Here is an 18,139-nt window from a genome sequence, read left to right as displayed (position 1 = left end):
CTTTAAGCCTTGCTCAGGGTGATGGACGCGCCGTACGGCGGCAGCGTGGCGGTGAGATCCTGCGCTGCCTCGATCCACGCCGTGCTGTCGGGCACGGCCGCATCGATCACCAGCGGCAGTGATACGTCCGCCATGCGCACCTGGCCACCGGCGGCAAGGCCGAGTCGCCGTGCCTCGTCCGCATTCAGGCGCACTGCCGGGGCACGATTGAGCGGATGCGCGTTCAGTGCCGTGGCACGACGCAGCACCGCATCGGCACGGTAGATCGGCCAGGTGGCCAGGCGGGTCAGGCCGCTGACGGCCGAGCGCGCAGCCAGGTCGCTGCGTGGCGGCACCGCACGCGCGGCGATCCCGTCGCGCAGGCCGGCAAGATCGTCAAACTCGAAACCGGCCAGTTGCAGGCCGCCACCCAGTGCGCGCAATACCTTCCAGCCCGGCCGCGCCTGACCGGGTGCCTTCGCTCCCGCCGCCACGCCCTGGGCCAGCCCGTCGACATTGACCAGGGTCGCGTCAATCTCCGGCAGTAGCGCGATCGGCAGAATCACATCGGCCACGTCGCGCAGCACAGCACCGGCATAGGCGCTGAACGCCACCACCTGGTCCGCGCCATGCAGCGCCCGCAAGGCCGCGCCACCATCGGCGAAATCGTGCGGCGGCTCGACACCGTACAGCAGGTAGCTCTTGCGCGGCTGCGCCAGCATCGCCTGCGCATCCAGCCCGCCGTTGCCCGGCACCACGCCGAGCTGCGCCAGGCCCACGGCATTCGCGCCGACCGGCAGTTCGTCATAGCCGGCACCGGTGGCGTCGGCGATGAAACGGGCGATCGCGCGCAGCCAGGATGCCTGCGGATGGGTCACTGCAGCCTCGCCGAAGATCACCACGGCCTTGCCCGACTTCAGTGCGGCGATCGCGTCGCTGTCACCCTGGTCGCTCTGCGCCGAGGCGATCGCCTCGGCCAGTGCCGCCGGCGCATTCGCACCGGCAGCCACGGCAGCCCCGGCCAGCGCCAGCAGCGCATCGACCATGGCCTGCGGCGCCACCACTGCCTCGCCGGCCAGCGTGTAGTTGAAATCGAAGTGCGCCGGATTGACCGCGTAGACCTTTGCGCCCTTCTTGGTCGCCTGATGCAGGCGATGGTTCAGCAGTGGCATCTCGTAACGCAGGTCGGAGCCGACCAGCAAGGCCGCCCGGACCTGCTCGATTTCCGTCACCGGCAGCGTAAACGGCTGCGCCACGGCGTTGTCGGCAAAATCGAGCTGGCGCAGGCGATGGTCGACGTGGGCGCTGCCCAGGCCGCGCGCCAGCCGCATCAGCAGGTCGCCTTCCTCGTTCGAGGTGGCCGGGTGCAACAGGATGCCCAGCTCGCTGCCCGGCGCCTTCTTCAGAGCTTCACCGGCGAACTGCAGCGCGTCTTCCCAGGTGGTCGCCTGCCACTGGCCGTTGCGCTTCACTTCCGGAGCGCTGACACGGTCGGCGGCGTACATGCCCTGGTGGCTGTAGCGGTCGCGGTCGGACAGCCAGCATTCGTTGACCGCCTCGTTGTCGCGCGGCACCGTGCGCAGCACTTCGCCGCGGCGGGTGTGCAGCCACAGGTTGGAACCCAGCGCATCGTGCCAGGCGATCGACGGCTTGGCGATCAGCTCCCACGCGCGCGCCTTGAACTGGAACGGCTTGTTGGTCAGCGCCCCCACCGGGCAGACGTCGATGATGTTGCCCGACAGCTCGCTCTCGACGTTCTTGCCGATATAGGTGCCGATCACGTGGCGGTCGCCGCGGTCCATGCTGCCGAACTCGTAAGTGCCGGCGATCTCGCTGATGAAACGGACGCAGCGCGTGCAGTGGATGCAGCGCGTCATCTCGGTGGCCACCAGCGGGCCGATGTCCTCGTCGGCGATGGTGCGCTTGCGCTCGGTGAAGCGCGACACGCTGCGACCGTAGCCCAGCGCCATGTCCTGCAGCTCGCACTCGCCGCCCTGGTCGCAGATCGGGCAGTCCATCGGGTGGTTGATGAGCAGGAACTCCATCACGTTGCGCTGCGCGTGCAGTGCCTTGTCCGAGCGCGTGAGCACCTTCATGCCCTCGGCCACCGGCGTGGCGCAGGCCGGCTGCGGCTTGGGCATCGGGCGCCCGCCCATCTCCACTTCTACCAGACACTGGCGGCAGCTCGCCGCGATCGGCAGCTTGCGGTGGTAGCAGAAACGCGGGATCGGAATGCCGGCCTTGTCGGTGGCCTCGATGATCATCGAACCCTTCGGTACCTGGATCGGCTTGCCGTCGACCTCGATGTTGACGAGGTTCGGCGCGGTGTTCTGGGTCGGCTGCGCACTCATGCGGCGGCTCCAAGCTTGTCATCTACCATCGAGCGCCCGTGTTCGACGTAGTACTCGAATTCGTGCCAGTAGTGGCGCAGGAAGCCCTGCACCGGCCACGCCGCCGCCTCGCCGAACGCGCAGATGGTATGGCCTTCGATCTGGCCGGCGACCGCCTTCAGGCGATGCAGGTCGTCGGGCACGCCCTTGCCGGCGACGATGCGGGTGAGCACGCGGTGCATCCAGCCGGTGCCCTCGCGGCATGGCGTGCACTGGCCGCAGGATTCCATGTGGTAGAACTGGCTGATGCGCTCGCAGGCGCGCACCATGCAGGTGGTTTCGTCCATCACGATCACCGCGCCCGAACCCAGGCCCGAACCGGCCTTCTGGATCGAGTCGTAGTCCATCGTGCAGGCCATCATCGCCTCGGCCGGCAGTATCGGCATCGAGGAGCCGCCCGGGATCACCGCCTTGAGCTTGTGCCCGTTGCGCACGCCGCCAGCCATCTCCAGCAGCTCCGCGAACGAGGTGCCTAGGCGGATCTCGTAGTTGCCGGGGCGGTTGACGTGACCGGAGACCGAGAAGATCTTCGGGCCGCCGTTGTTCGGCTTGCCGAGGTTGAGGAACCAGTCCGCGCCATTGCGTAGGATCGCCGGCACCGAGGCGTAGGTCTCGGTGTTGTTGATCGTGGTGGGCTTGCCGTACAGGCCGAAGTTGGCCGGGAACGGCGGTTTGAAGCGCGGCCAGCCCTTTTTCCCTTCCAGCGACTCCATCAGCGCGGTTTCCTCACCGCAGATGTAGGCGCCGGCACCCAGCGCGTTGTGAATGTCCACGTCGATGCCGCTGCCGCCGATGTTCTTGCCCAGCAGGCCGGCCGCGTACGCTTCCGCCAGCGCCTCTTCGAGGTGCTCGAACGGTTCGTGGTGGAACTCGCCGCGCAGGTAGTTGTAGGCCACGGTGGAGCCGGTGCAGTAGCAGGCGATGGCCAGGCCCTCGATCACCGCGTGCGGGTTGTAGCGCAGGATGTCGCGATCCTTGCAGGTACCCGGCTCGGACTCGTCCGAGTTGCACAGGATGTACTTCTGCATCTCGCCCTTCGGCATGAAGGACCACTTCAGGCCAGTCGGAAACCCTGCGCCGCCGCGGCCGCGCAGGCTGCTCTTCTTGATTTCGTCGACCAGCGAGGCGGGATCGGGCTTCTCGGCGAGGATCTTCCGCCATGCCTTGTAGCCGTCGACCTTCTCGTAGCTGTCCATCGACCACGGCTTGTCGAAGTGCAGCGTGGTGTAGACGACCTGGTGTTCCTTGGGGGCGGGTCCGACGGCCATCAGTGCTTCCCCTCGGCGGCGTGGACATGGTCCGGGCCATCCATGCTCAGGCCGTCGAGGATCTGGTCGAGCTTCTCGATGGTCAGGCGTTCGTGGTAATGGCCGTTCACGGTCATCGCCGGCGCGTAGACGCAGGCCGCGATGCACTCCTCTTCCTTCTTCAGGTAGACGCGGCCATCCGGCGTGCTCTCGCCCAGCTTGATGCCCAGCTTCTTCTCGCAATGCTGTACCAGGCCATCGGCGCCGTTGAGCCAGCAGGAGATGTTGGTGCAGATCGCCACGTTATTGCGGGCCACCGGCCTGGTTTCCAACATCGAGTAGAAGCTGGCCACCTCATAGGCCCAGATCGCCGGCAGCTCGAGGTACTTCGCCACCGCAGCGATCAGCTCGTCGGTGAGGAAGCCCTTGTTCTGCTCCTGTGCGCCGAACAGCGCCTGGATCAGCGCCGAGCGCTTGCGGTCGGGCGGAAACTTGGCCACCCAGTGGTCGATGTGCTGGCGGGTGTGCTCGGTGAGTACGACGAGGGGGTCGACGTTCGTGACCTGCTCGTAATGTCCGGTGGCTTTCATGCGTTTCTCCGTCGTGCCGGCTCAGCGGTCCACTTCGCCGAACACGAGGTCGTAGGTACCGATCATGGCCACCACGTCGGCGAGCATGTGGCCGCGCACGATGGTGTCCATGGATGACAGGTGGGCAAAGCCCGGGGCGCGCAGGTGCACGCGGAACGGCTTGTTGGCGCCGTCGGAAACCAGGTAGCAGCCGAACTCGCCCTTGGGCGCCTCGACCGCGCAATAGGTTTCTCCAGCCGGCACGCAGTAACCTTCGGTGAAGAGCTTGAAGTGGTGGATGAGCGCTTCCATGTCCTGCTTCATCTCGACCCGCGACGGCGGCGCCACCTTGAAGTTCTTCACCATCACCGGGCCCGGGTTGGCGCGCAGCCACTCCACGCACTGCCGGATGATGCGGTTGGACTGGCGCATCTCTTCCACGCGCACCAGGTAGCGGTCGTAGCAGTCGCCGTTGACGCCCACCGGGATATCGAAATCCATCTCGGCGTACTTCGCGTAGGGCTGCTTCTTGCGCAGGTCCCACTCGACGCCCGAACCACGCAGCATCGCGCCAGTCATGCCCCACTGCTGGGCCAGCTCCGGGCTGACCACGCCGATGCCGACGGTGCGCTGCTTCCAGATGCGGTTGGTGGTGAGCAGTTCCTCGTACTCATCCACCTTCGACGGGAAATCGGCGGTGAAGGCGTCGAGGAAGTCGAGCATCGAGCCTTCGCGCCAGCTGTTGATGCGTTTCAGGTCGGCGCCCTTGTGCCACGGCGACTCGCGGTACTTCGACATCTGCTCGGGCAGGTCGCGGTAGACGCCGCCCGGGCGGTAGTACGTGGCGTGCATGCGCGCGCCCGACACCGCCTCGTAGACGTCCATCAGCTCCTCGCGCTCGCGGAACGCGTACAGGATCACCGCCATCGCGCCCAGGTCGAGCGCGTTCGAGCCGATCCACATCAGGTGGTTCAGGATGCGGGTGATCTCGTCGAACATGGTGCGGATGTACTGCGCCCGCTCCGGCGCCTCGATTCCCAGCAGGGTCTCGATCGCGCGCACGTAGGCGTGCTCGTTGCACATCATCGACACGTAGTCGAGCCGGTCCATGTAGCCAATCGACTGGTTGAACGGCTTGGACTCGGCCAACTTCTCGGTACCGCGATGGAGCAGGCCCACGTGCGGGTCGGCGCGGACGATGGTCTCGCCGTCCATCTCCATGATCAGGCGCAGCACGCCGTGCGCGGCCGGATGCTGCGGGCCGAAGTTCATCGTGTAATTGCGGATTTCCTGCATGCTCAATTCTCCCGCCAGTGGTCGGCGGTTTCGGCCCTGGCCTGCATCAGGTCGGCGTCGTCGCGGATGGTGCGCGGCACCAGCACGCGCGGCTCGATCGACACCGGCTCGTACACCACCCGCTTCTGCTCGGGGTCGTAGCGCACCTCGACGTTGCCGATCAGCGGGAAGTCCTTGCGGAACGGATGGCCGACGAAGCCGTAGTCGGTGAGGATGCGGCGCAGGTCGGGGTGGCCGTCGAAGATGATGCCGTACAGGTCGAACGCCTCGCGCTCGAACCAGTTCACGCCCGGCCACACCGCGGTCAGCGACGGCACCAGCGGCAGGCTGTCGTCCGCGCAGAACACGCGCAGGCGCAGCCGGCAGTTGTGTTCGATCGAGAGCAGCTGGATCACCGCGGCGAAGCGGCGCGGCTGGTTCTCGCCGTTGCCGCGTGGACGCCCGGCCCAGTCGAAACGACCTTGTGCCTCGCCTTCCACGCCGCGCGAGAAACCGGAGCTGGAGACGGTCTCGGTGTCCCACTCGATCTGGCCGTAACCGAGGTAGTCGATGCCGCACAGGTCGATCAGCTCGCTGAAGCGGAACGCGGGCTCGTCGCGCAGCGCGGTGGCCACCGCGAGCAGGTCGGCGGCGGCCAGTTCGGCGACGGTCTCGTTGCGCACGGTGGTGATGGCCAGCGTATCGCCGAAGCGCGCGGCGAGCTGCGCGGCCAGCGAGGTCTTTTGCGTGTCAGTCATGGCTGCGCCTTCAGAGTGTGCCGCTCAAGAGCGCGCGATGGTGCTGGTGCGGCGGATTTTCTTCTGCAACTGCAGGATGCCGTGGATCAGCGCTTCGGCCGTGGGCGGGCAGCCCGGCACATAGATGTCCACCGGCACGATGCGGTCGCAGCCGCGCACCACGGAATAGGAATAGTGGTAATAGCCGCCGCCGTTGGCGCAGCTGCCCATCGAGATCACCCACTTCGGCTCGGGCATCTGGTCGTAGACCTTGCGCAGCGCCGGGGCCATCTTGTTGACCAGGGTGCCGGCCACGATCATCACGTCGGACTGGCGCGGACTGGGGCGGAAGATCACGCCATAGCGGTCCAGGTCCAGCCGCGACATGCCGGCGTGCATCATCTCCACCGCGCAGCAGGCCAGGCCGAAGGTCATCGGCCACATCGAGCCGGTGCGCGCCCAGTTCATCAGCGCATCGATGCTGGTGGTGGCGAAGCCGCGCTGCACGACGGGGTTGTCGCCGGCCGGCCGCAGGATGTCGTCGACCAGGTTCAGCGGCTCCGGGTTGTGCATCACCCGGCTGACGGAATCGATCACTCCCATTCGAGTGCTCCCTTCTTCCACACGTAGGCAAAACCGATGACCAGCAGCAGCAGGAACAGCGCCATCTCGATCAGTGCGATCAGGCCGATCTGCTGGAACACCACCGCCCACGGAAACAGAAAGGCGATTTCCAGGTCAAAGATGATGAACAGGATGGCGAGCAGGTAGTAGCGCACATCGAAGCGCATGCGGGCGTCCTCGAAGGCCTCGAAGCCGCACTCGTAAGGCGCAAGTTTTTCCGCCTCGGGGCGGCGTGGGCCGGCCAGCAGGCCGATGGCCAGCAGTACCAGGCCAAGCCCGACAGCGACGCCGATGAACAACAGGACAGGCCAGTATTCGGCAAGCACGATGCAACTTACCTCCGCGCCATGGGCGCATCAGTGACCGTGAGCATCTGGATTCGGCAACTCACGGTCCGGCGACTTCGATTCGGCAGGCCGGCATGGCCATGGGCTGCTAACCCCGCTTGCAAGCCTTGCAGCTGCGCGCGTCCGACGTTTCGCGAGGTGAGTTCGCGAATCTCCCCATTGTATCAGTGCGCGGAGGTACAACAAGCCTTGACGACCGATCTCGTGCGGATTAACACCATGGGTTCGTGATGCCTGCGTGACACCGCATCACATGGTATGGGTGGGACGCTCGGAGTTCAGCGTGCCGGCCAGGATGTTCTCGATCCGGCTGCGGGCAGCCTCGGCATCACCCGACTCGTTGAAGTGGACGCCGATGCCGGTTATGCGGTTGCCCTGCGCGCCGACCGGACTGATCCACACCACCTTGCCGACCACCGACAGGCGCTCGGTCTCCTCGGCCAGGGTCACCAGCAGCACGACCTCGTCGCCCAGCGAATAGGATTGCGCCGTGGCCGCGAACAGCCCGCCGTGCTTGAGGAACGGCATGTACGCGTTGTACAGCGAGGCCGCGTCCTTGATTTTCAGCGAGATGATGCCCTGTCGGGCCGCCATCGGTTTCATGCTGGGCTCCTGCCGGACGTCCGAACCGCCCGATCGATGATCCGGATCTTAGAGGCTGCGGTCCATCGGCACCACTGTTTCAGCCGCGGCGACGGGCTTCCTCACACACTGCCGGCCAGCAACGACTGGCGCTCGTCGACGAGGCTGCCCCACGACGCCGGCGGTACCCAGCCGGCCACCCACCCCGGCACGGCTGCGGCCGGCATCGGCCGGGAGATCCAGAAACCTTGCAGCTGGTGGCAGCCCAGCGAAGCGAGCAAGTCGCCCTGCTCTGCCGTCTCGACGCCTTCGGCGATCACCGTCTTGGCCAGCATCCGCGCGGTGGTGATCACCCCCGCTGCAATCGCCAGGTTGCGTTCGTCGCTGGGAATGTCGCGCACGAAGCTCTGGTCAAGTTTGATGTGCTCGATGTCGAGTTTCTGGATATGGCTCAGCGAGGCGCTGCCGGTACCGAAATCATCCAGGCCGACACGGATGCCGCGCCGGCGGCACTCCTCGATGACCACCTTGGCGCGGGCATGATCCATCGACGGGCCGGTTTCCGTCACCTCGATGCCGAAACCGACATCCATCACGCCCGGGTAATTCTCCAGCACCGCGTCGATGTCGATGAAGAACGCCGGGTGCAGCAGGTGGCGGGTACTGATGTTGATCGAGACCGGAATCGAGATGCCCGAGCGTATCCACGACTGGCAGCAGCGCAGCGCCTCGTCCAGCACGTAGCGGCCGATCGGCCGGGCCAGTTGCGGGTCATCCAGCACGTGCATGAACTTCGCCGGCTCGATCAGCTCATCGGTGTCGTCCAGGCGCAGCAGCGCCTCCATCCCGGCCACGCCGTGCAAGCCCGGCAAGCCGTCGATGTAGACGATCGGCTGGAACAGCAGTTGCATGCGCGACTGCTGCAGCGCCTGCGCGATCCGCTCACGCATCGCCTGCAGCCGCAACTGCTCCAGCTCCATCGCCGGCTCGTAAAGCGAGCTGCGGTCCCTGCCTTCCTCCTTGGCCACGTACATCGCCAGGTCGGCATGCCGTACCAGGCCTTCCACATCCGGCTCGTCCAGCGGAAACAGGGTCCAGCCCACGCTGGCGGACAGGTACAGCTGCTCGCCCATCAGGCTGAACGGCGCCCGCAGCGCCTGCAGGATGCAGCGGCTGATCGCATCGAGCTGCTCGCGACTGTCCAGGCCGGCGATCACCAGCGCGAATTTGTCGCCGCCCAGACGGGCCAGCACGTCGGCCTCGCGCAGCATGCCCAGGATCCGCGCCGAGGCTTCCGCCAGCACGCAGTCGCCGCCGGCGTGGCCGATCGCGTCGTTGACGCTCCTGAAGCGGTCCAGGTCGAGCACGCCGACCGCCAGCAGCGCGCCCTGCCGCATGGCCCGCGTGCGCGCCTGCTCCAGCAGATCGAACAGCAGTCGCCGGTTCGGCAGGCCGGTGACCACATCGTAGAAGGCCAGCCGTTCGACCCGCGCCTCATGGAGCTTCTGGCCGGTGATGTCGCTCTGGTGCCACAACCGCCCCTGCAGCAGGCCATCGATCCGGATCGGGGTGAAATCGCGCAGGAAGGTGCGCCCACCCTTCATCGCCACCTCGTCGCCCCTGACGGGCTCGTCCCGGGCCAGGATCTCCTGGATCCTGCGCGCCTCGCGCCCGGGATCCTCGTAGCTCTGCTGCAAACGCGCGTAGAACGCTTCCGCCGGCTGGCCTTCCAGTTCCGCCGGCGTTTCGGACAGGCCGAACAGCGCACACAACGCCTCGTTGGCAAAGCTCACCCGGCGATCTTCGGACATCACCACGATGCCGGCGTGCTGCTGCGACAGGATGGCGCGGAAATACTGCAGGCTGAAGCGCAGATCCCGCTCTGCCGCCAGGCGAGCCGCCTGCGCGCGCTGCATCTGGATGCCCAGGCCCAGCTCGACCGCCATTTCCTCGAAAACCCGGAGTTCGATCGCGCCGAATGCATCGACCTCGTCCGCGTCGATGGCGAAGCAGCCCGCGACCGCTCCGCCCACCTGCAACGGCAGCGCCAGCAGCACGCGCGCGCCGGGCATCCAGTCCGGCCGATCCGCGCCTGCCGGATGGCTGAGCTGCACCAGGCCCGTGGACAGCGCACGCGCCACGACATCACCGGCATGCGCGTTGTGGTCAAGCATGAAGCGGGAACCGATCGCGCCGTCGGCCAGACCCTCCTGCGCGTGTACCCGCAAGGCCAGCGGATCGCCTTCGTCGGACAGGCCGACCCACGCCGCGCGGTAACCGCCGATGCATCGCGCCACGCGACAGGCCCCGGCCAGCAATGCCGGTTCGTCCACGCTGTGGGTGACCAGCTTGATCATCTCGCTGAGCAACCGCAGCGCACGGCGCTGGCGCGCTTCATCCTGCACCGACTGCAACAGCCGCATGCGTTGCTCGTGTGCCTCCAGCCCCAGACCGATGCTGGCCGCCGCCTGCTGCAGCAGCTCGATCATCCGTGCCGAGAAAAAGTCGGCCTGCGCAGCTCGTATCACCAGCGCCGCGCACACCTCGCCGAACTTCAGCACCGGCACGGCAACCACGGCGCGCACGCCATGCCGCACGTAGGCGGGGCGGAGCATTTCCAGGCCATCGAGGTGGCGAACGTCAGCCTCCAGTTGTGGCTCGCCCCGCCAGAACGCCGGCTGCGCCAGCGAGAACGGGAGGCTATCGGGGTAGACGTCGACCATGCCGGGCGCTACCTGCGCGGGCGCGATGCGTCGCAGCTGTTCGCTGCTGCGGTCCAGATCCCCTACCATCACCAGCCGCGCACCCAGCCGCCGCTCGAGCACCTCGATCACCGCCTCGTACAGCACCGGCGGCTCCAGCGAACGCACCAGGAGCTGACCGATCTCGGACAGCGCGGCATAGAAACTCTCACCGGACGTCGCCGCCGATCCAGTATCGGTCTGCATCGAGTTCTGATCCGGTATGTGCATTCCCGTAGCCAGCCAGATGGACGGATTCGGTCGTTGCCACGCTGCTCCGGAGAGGTCCCGGATCAGCAGGTACCGGCCGGAAGACGGCCAGGCGAAACGCGATGACAGGCCGGGTCGCGGCCATTTCCCCCAGGAGCCTGAGCGAAACTAGCCGGGTCGATCGGCCGGTGCAAGACCCGATCCGGCCTCGCCGGCGTGGCCGGACAGCTCGCACCAGCCCCAGTGGTCGAAAATCCACGGTGAGCGCACGGCCAGTGCCAGACGCGCGAAACACGGAGTCCCCACCGGCATCGACAGCTGGAACCGGCCAGCCCGGTCGCGCTGCAGCGGTGCATCACGCCAACGCCAACTGAGCACGCCCGCCGAACCTACCACGCTGAGCCGCAGCCAGGGATGCAGCCAGCGCGGTGGTCGCCACGGCAACGCGGCCAACGGTGACGGCAGTCCGGCATGGCATTCGGGCCGGGCTGCCAGGCGCAGCATGCGCTTGCCGCTCAGCGCCATCTGGCTGCGATGTGCGACCAACGCCGCGCGCTTGTACGCCGACTGCACCGCAGTGCCGTGGATCTCGAAGGAATCGCCGTCTCCGGCGCGGCCATGCACCAGGTAGTTCAGCAGCGGTGGTGGATCGGCCAGTGCCGCCAGCGCCAGACGCACCAGCACGTGCGCCGCGGCGTGATCAGGATGACGATCGGCCAGTGCCGGCGCCACCACCAGGCTGGGGCCGAACCGGCCGATCGCCGCGGACAACGCCGCTACCGAAGCATGGCCCGCGCGCAGCAGCTCGTCGGTGATGCCAAGGTCCGGCCAGCCCAGCGATTGCAGCGCCGGCGCCGACAGGCCGAGGCATTCCAGCGCCTGCAGCATCTCTGCGTGGCGACGGAGCCCCCAGCGCTGGCGATCGGCGGCGTGGATGCGCACGCGTCGCTCCAGCCAGCGCTGCGGCCATGGGTTGTTGTCGCCTTCGGTCAGCAACAGGATCCGCACCTCGCCGCCAGCCGCCCGCACCTGCTGGATCAACAGGCCGGTCGCGATGGTCTCGTCATCCGGGTGCGGTGCCACCACCAGCAGGCGGGTCTGTGTGGAAAATGCCGGCAATCCGCTCGCCGCAGCCGTCGCCGGCGATGGGCAGGCAGCGGCTGTGCTCATCGCCACTGCGCCAGCAGTTCCAGCAGCAGCAGGTCGGCGCGCAGCGGGCCGCGCAGGCCCTCGCGGGTGCGATTGGCTGCGTCGTACCAGTGACCCAGCGCCTCGACATCCATGGCGCTGGCCAGCGGCCCGCGAGCAGCCGCCGAGCGTGCCCTGATCTCGTCGGCGCTGGCCTGGGCGGCAAACCACAGCCGCTGCGCCGGTTCGTTGTCCAGCCAGCGCTTGACCACCTCGGTCGGCTGGCCGCGGCCGGCGGCCAGTGCGGCCAGGTCCTTGCGCACTTCCTGCCGCCGCTCCAGCGCACCCTCCCCGGCCCAGGCCCTGGCCAGGCCGGGATTGCCGCCGGCAGCGGCAAGTGCAGCCGGCGCATCGCGCACGCCTTCAGCCTGCAGCCAGGCCAGCGCGTCCGCCGTGGCGGGCAATTGGAACTCGATCCGCTGGCAGCGGCTGCGGATGGTCTGCGGCAGGCGCCACGGCGCATCGGCCAGCAGGATCAGCATAGTCTGCGCGGCCGGTTCCTCCAGTGTCTTCAGCAAGGCGTTGGCGGCGGCGGAATTCATCGCGTCGGCCGGGTCGATGAGCGCCACCTGCCAGCCACCGAACTGGCTGGCCATGGCCAGTCGCGCCGACAGCTCGCGGATCTGGTCGACCACGATCTCGCTGCGCTGCACGCCGTCCTTGCGCAGGCCGAAGCTCAGCGTGACCACGTCCGGATGCGAGCCGGCGGCAAGCAGCAGGCAACTGCGGCAATGCCCGCAGGCGTCGCCGTCCCGTGGCTCGGAGCACAGCAAGCCCTGCACGAAGCGCTGTGCGAACGCGCGCTTGCCCAGGCCCACGGCACCACACAGCAGCAAGGCATGTGGCAGCGCATCACGCTGGCGACGTGCCTGCAGCCGCGCCCAGTGTTCGGCGTGCCAGGGCAGCCCGTTCATGCCCGTGTCTCCTCAACCATCACAGCCAGTATCCGGATCGCAGCTTGCAGCACGGCAGCGGGTGGCTGGCTGGCGTCGATCACGCGGAAACGTTGCGGCTCGGCGGCGGCGCGTTCGCGGTAGCTCGCGCGCACCCGCTCGAAGAACGCATCCGCCTCGATCTCGATGCGGTCGGCGTCGCCGCGGCCGGCGGCACGGGCGCGGCCGGTCGCCACCGGCAGGTCGAGCAGCAGGGTCAGGTCGGGTTTCACGCCGGCACAGGCCCAGCGTTCCAGTTCCGCGATGCGTTCCACCGGCTGGCCACGGCCACCACCCTGGTAGGCGTAACTGGCGTCGGCAAATCGGTCACACAGCACCCATTGCCCAGCCGCCAGCGCCGGTTCGATCACCTCGCGCACCAGCTGCGCGCGCGAGGCGAACATCAGCAGCAGTTCGGTCTCGGCGGCCAGCCCATGCTGGGCCGGATCGAGCACGATCGCGCGCACCGCCTCGCCCACGCCTGTGCCACCGGGTTCACGCGTCTGCACCAGCGCGATGCCGTGCCGTTCGATGTACTCGCGCAGGCCAGCCAGCAAGGTGCTCTTGCCGGCGCCCTCGCCGCCTTCCAGGCTGATGAATTTTCCGCGCGCGGTGGTCATTGGCAACGTTTCCGCTGATAGCAGTCGACGTTGTGATTGTGTTCCTCCAGCGTGCGCGAGAACACGTGGCCGCCATCGCCGCGCGCCACGAAATACAACGTGTCGCCATCGGCCGGATGCAGCGCCGCCACCAGCGCCGGCTTGCCCGGCAGCGCGATCGGCGTCGGCGGCAGGCCGGCGCGGGTATAGGTGTTGTACGGCGTGTCGGTGGTGAGGTCGCTCTTGTGGATGTTGCCGGCGTAGCTGGCGCCCATGCCGTAGATCACGCTGGGGTCGGTCTGCAGCAGCATGTGGTTGCGCAGGCGCCGCACGAACACGCCGGCAATCTGTGCGCGCTCGTCCGGGCGGCCGGTTTCCTTCTCCACGATCGAGGCCAGGATCAACGCCTCGTACGGCGTGGCCAATGGCAGGTCCGGCGCACGCCCCGGCCACAGCCCGTCGAGTGTCGTCACCATCGCGGCGTGCGCGCGGCGGAGGATGTCCAGGTCGCTGTCACCCTTCACGTAGGCATAGGTCTCGGGCAGGAAACGGCCTTCCGGCGCTTCACCGCCGGCACCGATCTTCTGCATGATCGCGGCATCGTCGAGCGCGGCGCCGTCGTGCTTCAATTTCTCGACCCTGGCCAGCGCCTGGCGCAACTCGGCGAAGGTCCAGCCGTCGACGATGGTGAAATTGCGCTGCAGCACCCGGCCGGCCGCCATGTTCGCGAGCAGCTGGCGCGGGGTGATGCCGGGTTCCAGGGCATATTCGCCGGCGTGCAACTTCCCGGCCACGTGCATCTGCTCGGCCAGCAGGCGCCAGTACAGCGGGTGGGCCGTGCTGAATCCGCGCTGGCGCAACTCGCCGACGATGCCCTTGAAGCTGCTGCCGCGGCTGATGTCGATGCTGTCGCCCTGCGTTGCCACGTTCAGCGGTGCGGTGCCGAAGCGGGCGTAGTCGTTCCAGCCGTAGACCAGCGCGCCGAGCAACCCCAGCAGCACGATCGGCAACAACAGCCGTGGCCATGCGCGCCCGCGCATCCGTTTGTCGCTCATCCGCCCTGCTCCATCGAAAATCCCAGGTCCCGCCAATGTTGCTGCAACTGGCGGGTCATGGTGCCCGGCGCATAGCTGCGTTCATCCAGCGAACGCACCGGCAGGATGCCGCGCACGCTCGAACTCAGGAAAACCTCGCTGGCACCGCGCAAGGCAACCAGCGTCAACTCGCCGATCCGTGCCTGCGGACACGCCGCCAGCACCTCGGCACGGGCTACTCCGGCCACGCCGCAACGGTCCAGCGACGGCGTCAGCCATTCGTCGTCGACCAGCGCAAACAGATTGGCCATGGTCGCCGAAATCACCCGCCCATGGCTATCCAGCAGCACACCTTCGGCGATCGCCGGATCATTCCACTCGGCACGCGCCAGCACCTGCTCCAGCCGGTTGAGGTGCTTGATGCCAGCCAGCAGCGGCTGTTCCGCCAGCTGGATGTTGCACACGCGCAGGCGCACGCCTTGTGCGTAAGCCTCGGCGGCGACCGGTGGCGGCGCGAAGGCGGCCACTACCCGCGTCGGTTGCGGCGAGGCCGGCAGGGCGTAGCCGCGTTCACCCGGGCCGCGGGTGACGGTGATGCGCAGTACCGAGGCCGGCATGCCGCGGCTGACTTGCAGCGCTTCGTGCCACAGTTGTGCCGGATCGGGCGCCGGGATGCGCAGGCGCACACAGCCTTCGGCCAGCCGCTGCATGTGCCGCGACCACAGCGGCGCCACCGTGCCGACCAGGCGGATGCTCTCGAACAGGCCGTCGCCATAGGCCAGGCCACGATCCAGCACCGACACCTGCGCCGCCGCCACGCCATCGACCAGCATGCACGCCGTCATCAGTCCGGCACTCCCAGCGCACGCAGCAGGCCGCGCGCCTTGGCGCGGGTCTCCTCCAGTTCGCTGGCCGCCACCGAGTCGGCCACGATGCCGGCGCCCGCGCGCAGGCTCACTTCGTCGCCAATCAGGGTCAGGGTGCGGATCAGGATGTTCAAGTCGAGCTCACCGTTGCGATCGAGATAGCCCAGCGCGCCGGTATACGCGCCACGTGGTGCGTCTTCCAGCGCGGCGATGATTTCCATGCAGCGCACCTTGGGACAGCCGGTGATGGTGCCGCCCGGGAAGGTGGCGGCGATCACCTCGCCGGGCGTCACCTCGGCGCGCAGGCGCCCGCGTACATTGGAGACGATGTGGTGAACGTGGGCATAACTCTCCACCACCATCAGTTCGTCGACCTCGACCGTGCCCGGCACGCAGACGCGGCCGAGGTCGTTGCGCTCCAGGTCGATCAGCATCACGTGCTCGGCGCGTTCCTTCGGGTGCGTACTCAGCTCGCGGATGCGTGCCAGCTCATCGTCACCCGGCAATCGGGGCCGCGTGCCGGCGATCGGCCGAGTCTGTGCCACGCCGCCGCGCACTTCGACCAGCCGTTCCGGCGAGGAACTTGCCACCGCCCAGCCCGGCTGCTGCAGCAGACCGGCAAACGGCGCCGGATTGGCCCGGCGCAACACGGCATACAGCGAGGCCGGTACGGGCGGCTGCGCAAAACGCGCGCACCAGGCGCGCGACAGGTTCACCTGGAAGATGTCGCCCGCGTAAAGGTGCTCGTGGATACGCGCCACGCCGTCGAGGAACCGCTGCGGCGCGTCTTCGTCCCAACCGGCCGGGGCGGCCAGCGACGGAATCGGTGGCATGGCCGCAAGATCGGCTTCCAGCGCGTCGAGCAGGTCTTCGTGGCCCGCCTCGGCGACCAGGATCGTGCAATCGCGCAGATGGTCGACGATCACTGCGGCCGGACAGCGCACGGCCAGTGCCAGCGGCAGCGTCGGCGGCGGTTGCAGTTTCAGCGACGGCTCGATCTCGCCAGCCAGTTCGTACGCCAGCAGCAGCACCCAGCCGCCGTGGAACGGCAACCCGTCGTTTTCCAGCGGCAGGCGCTCGGCCTGCCAGGCGGCATCCAGTGCATCGAGGAAGCGACCCTCACGCACGCTGTCCGCCTCATCGCGCAGGCAACCGTCGGCGTGCAGGGTCAGCCGTTCGCGCGGGAATGCGAACAGGATGTCGTAGCGCGACTGCGCGGTGCCATGCACCACGCTTTCCAGCAGGCAGGGATAGCGAGCAGGAAACGAAGCGGCCGGCGCAAGCAGGTCGCGCCGGCCGTCCAGGGAGCGGCGATGGCAGGTCACGCCCGATCGGTCAGTCAGACGCGACGGAAGGCCAGCGTGCCGTTGGTGCCACCAAAGCCGAACGAGTTGGAGATCGCCACCTCGACCTTCGCCTCGCGCGCGGTGTGCGGCACGAAATCGAGGTCGCAGCCTTCACCCGGCTCGTCCAGGTTGATCGTCGGCGGCAGCACCTGGTCGCGCAGCGCCAGGATGCTGAAGATCGCCTCGACGCCACCGGCCGCGCCAAGCAGGTGGCCGGTGGTCGACTTGGTCGAGCTCATCGCCAGCTTGTACGCGTGATCGCCGAACACCTTCTTCGCCGCCATCACCTCGCCCAAGTCGCCGAGCGGCGTGGAGGTGCCATGCGCATTGACGTACTGCACGTCGGCAGGATTGAGACCGGCATCGTTCAGCGCGGTCTGGATGCAGCGGGCTGCACCTTCGCCGCCTTCGCTCGGCGCGGTCATGTGGAACGCGTCGCCACTCATGCCGAAACCGACCAGCTCGGCGTAGATGCGCGCGCCACGGGCCTTGGCGAATTCGTATTCCTCCAGCATCAGCACGCCGGCGCCATCGGACAGCACGAAGCCGTCGCGGTCCTTGTCCCACGGGCGGCTCGCCCTGGTCGGCTCATCGTTGCGGGTGGACATCGCCTTGGCCGAGCAGAAGCCGGCCATCGCGGTGCCGGTAGTGGCGAACTCGGCGCCGCCGGCGATCATCGCGTCGGCATCGCCGTACTGGATCATCCGCGCGGCCAGCCCGATGTTGTGCGCGCCGGTGGTGCAGGCGGTGACGCAGGCGATGTTCGGACCCTTCAGGCCGAACATGATCGACAGCTGCCCCGAAACCATGTTGATGATCGAGCTGGGCACGTAGAACGGCGAGACCCGGCGCGGGCCCTTCGCTTCCAGTTCCAGCGTGGTCGCCTCGATCGTGTACAGGCCGCCGATGCCGGCGCCCACCGCCACGCCGATGCGCGGCGCGTTCGCCTCGGTCACTTCCAGCCCGGAATCACGCAGTGCCTGGGTGCCCGCCGCCACGCCGTAGTGGATGAACGGGTCCATCTTCTTGACGTCTTTCAGCGGCATCCATTCAGCCGGGTCGAAACCGCTGACCTGTCCGGCGATGCGCGTCGAATAAGCGGAGGTGTCGAAATGGGTAACCGGACCGATGCCGCTGACGCCCTTGAGCACACGCTCCCAGGCGCTGGCGATGTCGTTGCCGACCGGCGAGATGATGCCCATGCCGGTCACTACCACACGTCGCTTGCTCATGCTGATGTTCCTTGGATGATTGCGTGGATCTGCCGCTGCCGGCAGCCGTCCCGCATCAGTCGCGAGGACGTCGCCCGGTCGTGCCTGGCGGGCATCCTGCCCACCATACGGGGTCGGACGTTACAAATTGCAGAAACGAAAACTGCGCCAAGATGGCGCAGCGTTCGATATCGCCACATGGAACCGGGCTGGCCAGCGGGCGCGTGCCGGTCCTGGTGCGTGGCGATCAATCCCGGATCAA

At 67.7% G+C, this 18,139-nt stretch carries 16 protein-coding genes; all 16 read right to left on the bottom strand.

What is annotated here, in order from left to right:
• Positions 1 to 2: 2 nt before the first annotated feature.
• A complete protein-coding gene (gene nuoG, locus IMW82_RS01755; RefSeq protein ID WP_211003719.1) occupies positions 3 to 2,330 on the bottom strand; it encodes an NADH-quinone oxidoreductase subunit NuoG in 2,328 nt (775 codons plus the stop codon).
• On the bottom strand, positions 2,327 to 3,637 hold the full coding sequence (gene nuoF / locus IMW82_RS01750) for an NADH-quinone oxidoreductase subunit NuoF (protein ID WP_211003718.1): 1,311 nt from the start codon (positions 3,635 to 3,637) through the stop codon (positions 2,327 to 2,329). Before nuoF ends, nuoG begins: the two co-directional genes overlap by 4 nt.
• A complete protein-coding gene (gene nuoE / locus IMW82_RS01745) occupies positions 3,637 to 4,206 on the bottom strand; it encodes an NADH-quinone oxidoreductase subunit NuoE (RefSeq protein ID WP_211003717.1) in 570 nt (189 codons plus the stop codon). The genes nuoF and nuoE overlap by 1 nt, the downstream gene beginning before the upstream one ends.
• A gap of 21 nt (positions 4,207 to 4,227) precedes the next feature.
• A complete protein-coding gene (locus tag IMW82_RS01740) occupies positions 4,228 to 5,481 on the bottom strand; it encodes an NADH-quinone oxidoreductase subunit D (RefSeq protein ID WP_108471353.1) in 1,254 nt (417 codons plus the stop codon).
• A 2-nt stretch (positions 5,482 to 5,483) separates the two neighbouring features.
• Positions 5,484 to 6,218, bottom strand: coding sequence for an NADH-quinone oxidoreductase subunit C (locus IMW82_RS01735; protein ID WP_211003716.1), 735 nt, complete (start codon positions 6,216 to 6,218; stop codon positions 5,484 to 5,486).
• A gap of 24 nt (positions 6,219 to 6,242) precedes the next feature.
• Positions 6,243 to 6,800 (bottom strand): NADH-quinone oxidoreductase subunit B, encoded by a 558-nt coding sequence (locus IMW82_RS01730; RefSeq protein ID WP_108471354.1) that lies wholly within the window; start codon positions 6,798 to 6,800, stop codon positions 6,243 to 6,245.
• On the bottom strand, positions 6,791 to 7,147 hold the full coding sequence (locus IMW82_RS01725) for an NADH-quinone oxidoreductase subunit A (protein ID WP_108471355.1): 357 nt from the start codon (positions 7,145 to 7,147) through the stop codon (positions 6,791 to 6,793). The genes IMW82_RS01730 and IMW82_RS01725 overlap by 10 nt, the downstream gene beginning before the upstream one ends.
• 270 nt (positions 7,148 to 7,417) lie before the next feature.
• Complete coding sequence (locus IMW82_RS01720) at positions 7,418 to 7,771, bottom strand: PilZ domain-containing protein (protein ID WP_108471356.1); 354 nt, start codon at positions 7,769 to 7,771, stop codon at positions 7,418 to 7,420.
• 101 nt (positions 7,772 to 7,872) lie between these two features.
• Positions 7,873 to 10,698: an EAL domain-containing protein gene (locus IMW82_RS01715; RefSeq protein WP_211003715.1), complete on the bottom strand. Its 2,826-nt coding sequence runs from the start codon at positions 10,696 to 10,698 to the stop codon at positions 7,873 to 7,875.
• A 171-nt stretch (positions 10,699 to 10,869) separates the two neighbouring features.
• Complete coding sequence (locus tag IMW82_RS01710; protein WP_211003714.1) at positions 10,870 to 11,871, bottom strand: PIG-L family deacetylase; 1,002 nt, start codon at positions 11,869 to 11,871, stop codon at positions 10,870 to 10,872.
• Positions 11,868 to 12,803, bottom strand: a complete 936-nt coding sequence (holB, locus tag IMW82_RS01705; protein WP_211003713.1) for a DNA polymerase III subunit delta' — start codon at positions 12,801 to 12,803, stop codon at positions 11,868 to 11,870. The genes IMW82_RS01710 and holB overlap by 4 nt, the downstream gene beginning before the upstream one ends.
• Positions 12,800 to 13,441, bottom strand: a complete 642-nt coding sequence (gene tmk, locus IMW82_RS01700) for a dTMP kinase (RefSeq protein ID WP_211003712.1) — start codon at positions 13,439 to 13,441, stop codon at positions 12,800 to 12,802. The genes holB and tmk overlap by 4 nt, the downstream gene beginning before the upstream one ends.
• Positions 13,438 to 14,475, bottom strand: a complete 1,038-nt coding sequence (gene mltG, locus IMW82_RS01695) for an endolytic transglycosylase MltG (RefSeq protein WP_211003711.1) — start codon at positions 14,473 to 14,475, stop codon at positions 13,438 to 13,440. Before mltG ends, tmk begins: the two co-directional genes overlap by 4 nt.
• Positions 14,472 to 15,299, bottom strand: coding sequence for an aminodeoxychorismate lyase (gene pabC, locus IMW82_RS01690; protein WP_211003710.1), 828 nt, complete (start codon positions 15,297 to 15,299; stop codon positions 14,472 to 14,474). Before pabC ends, mltG begins: the two co-directional genes overlap by 4 nt.
• A complete protein-coding gene (locus IMW82_RS01685) occupies positions 15,299 to 16,624 on the bottom strand; it encodes an aminodeoxychorismate synthase component I (RefSeq protein WP_211200119.1) in 1,326 nt (441 codons plus the stop codon). Before IMW82_RS01685 ends, pabC begins: the two co-directional genes overlap by 1 nt.
• A 35-nt stretch (positions 16,625 to 16,659) precedes the next feature.
• Positions 16,660 to 17,898, bottom strand: coding sequence for a beta-ketoacyl-ACP synthase II (fabF, locus tag IMW82_RS01680; protein ID WP_108471364.1), 1,239 nt, complete (start codon positions 17,896 to 17,898; stop codon positions 16,660 to 16,662).
• Between the last annotated feature and the right edge of the window lie 241 nt (positions 17,899 to 18,139).

It is taken from the genome of Rhodanobacter sp. B2A1Ga4, from assembly GCF_018101315.1.
GTDB classification, from domain to species: Bacteria; Pseudomonadota; Gammaproteobacteria; order Xanthomonadales; family Rhodanobacteraceae; genus Rhodanobacter; species Rhodanobacter thiooxydans_A.
The sequence above is the reverse complement of the archived record's forward strand: the minus strand, read 5'-3'. Positions and strand labels throughout refer to the sequence as shown.

Excerpts from the sequence above, each read along its gene's own strand:
- nuoG (WP_211003719.1), bottom strand. The coding sequence starts at position 2,330 with ATGAGTGCGCAGCCGACCCAGAACACCGCGCCGAACCTCGTCAACATC.
- nuoF (WP_211003718.1), bottom strand. The coding sequence starts at position 3,637 with ATGGCCGTCGGACCCGCCCCCAAGGAACACCAGGTCGTCTACACCACG.
- nuoE (WP_211003717.1), bottom strand. The coding sequence starts at position 4,206 with ATGAAAGCCACCGGACATTACGAGCAGGTCACGAACGTCGACCCCCTC.
- IMW82_RS01740 (WP_108471353.1), bottom strand. The coding sequence starts at position 5,481 with ATGCAGGAAATCCGCAATTACACGATGAACTTCGGCCCGCAGCATCCG.
- IMW82_RS01735 (WP_211003716.1), bottom strand. The coding sequence starts at position 6,218 with ATGACTGACACGCAAAAGACCTCGCTGGCCGCGCAGCTCGCCGCGCGC.
- IMW82_RS01730 (WP_108471354.1), bottom strand. The coding sequence starts at position 6,800 with ATGGGAGTGATCGATTCCGTCAGCCGGGTGATGCACAACCCGGAGCCG.
- IMW82_RS01720 (WP_108471356.1), bottom strand. The coding sequence starts at position 7,771 with ATGAAACCGATGGCGGCCCGACAGGGCATCATCTCGCTGAAAATCAAG.
- IMW82_RS01715 (WP_211003715.1), bottom strand. The coding sequence starts at position 10,698 with ATGCAGACCGATACTGGATCGGCGGCGACGTCCGGTGAGAGTTTCTAT.
- IMW82_RS01710 (WP_211003714.1), bottom strand. The coding sequence starts at position 11,871 with ATGAGCACAGCCGCTGCCTGCCCATCGCCGGCGACGGCTGCGGCGAGC.
- holB (WP_211003713.1), bottom strand. The coding sequence starts at position 12,803 with ATGAACGGGCTGCCCTGGCACGCCGAACACTGGGCGCGGCTGCAGGCA.
- tmk (WP_211003712.1), bottom strand. The coding sequence starts at position 13,441 with ATGACCACCGCGCGCGGAAAATTCATCAGCCTGGAAGGCGGCGAGGGC.
- mltG (WP_211003711.1), bottom strand. The coding sequence starts at position 14,475 with ATGAGCGACAAACGGATGCGCGGGCGCGCATGGCCACGGCTGTTGTTG.
- pabC (WP_211003710.1), bottom strand. The coding sequence starts at position 15,299 with ATGACGGCGTGCATGCTGGTCGATGGCGTGGCGGCGGCGCAGGTGTCG.
- fabF (WP_108471364.1), bottom strand. The coding sequence starts at position 17,898 with ATGAGCAAGCGACGTGTGGTAGTGACCGGCATGGGCATCATCTCGCCG.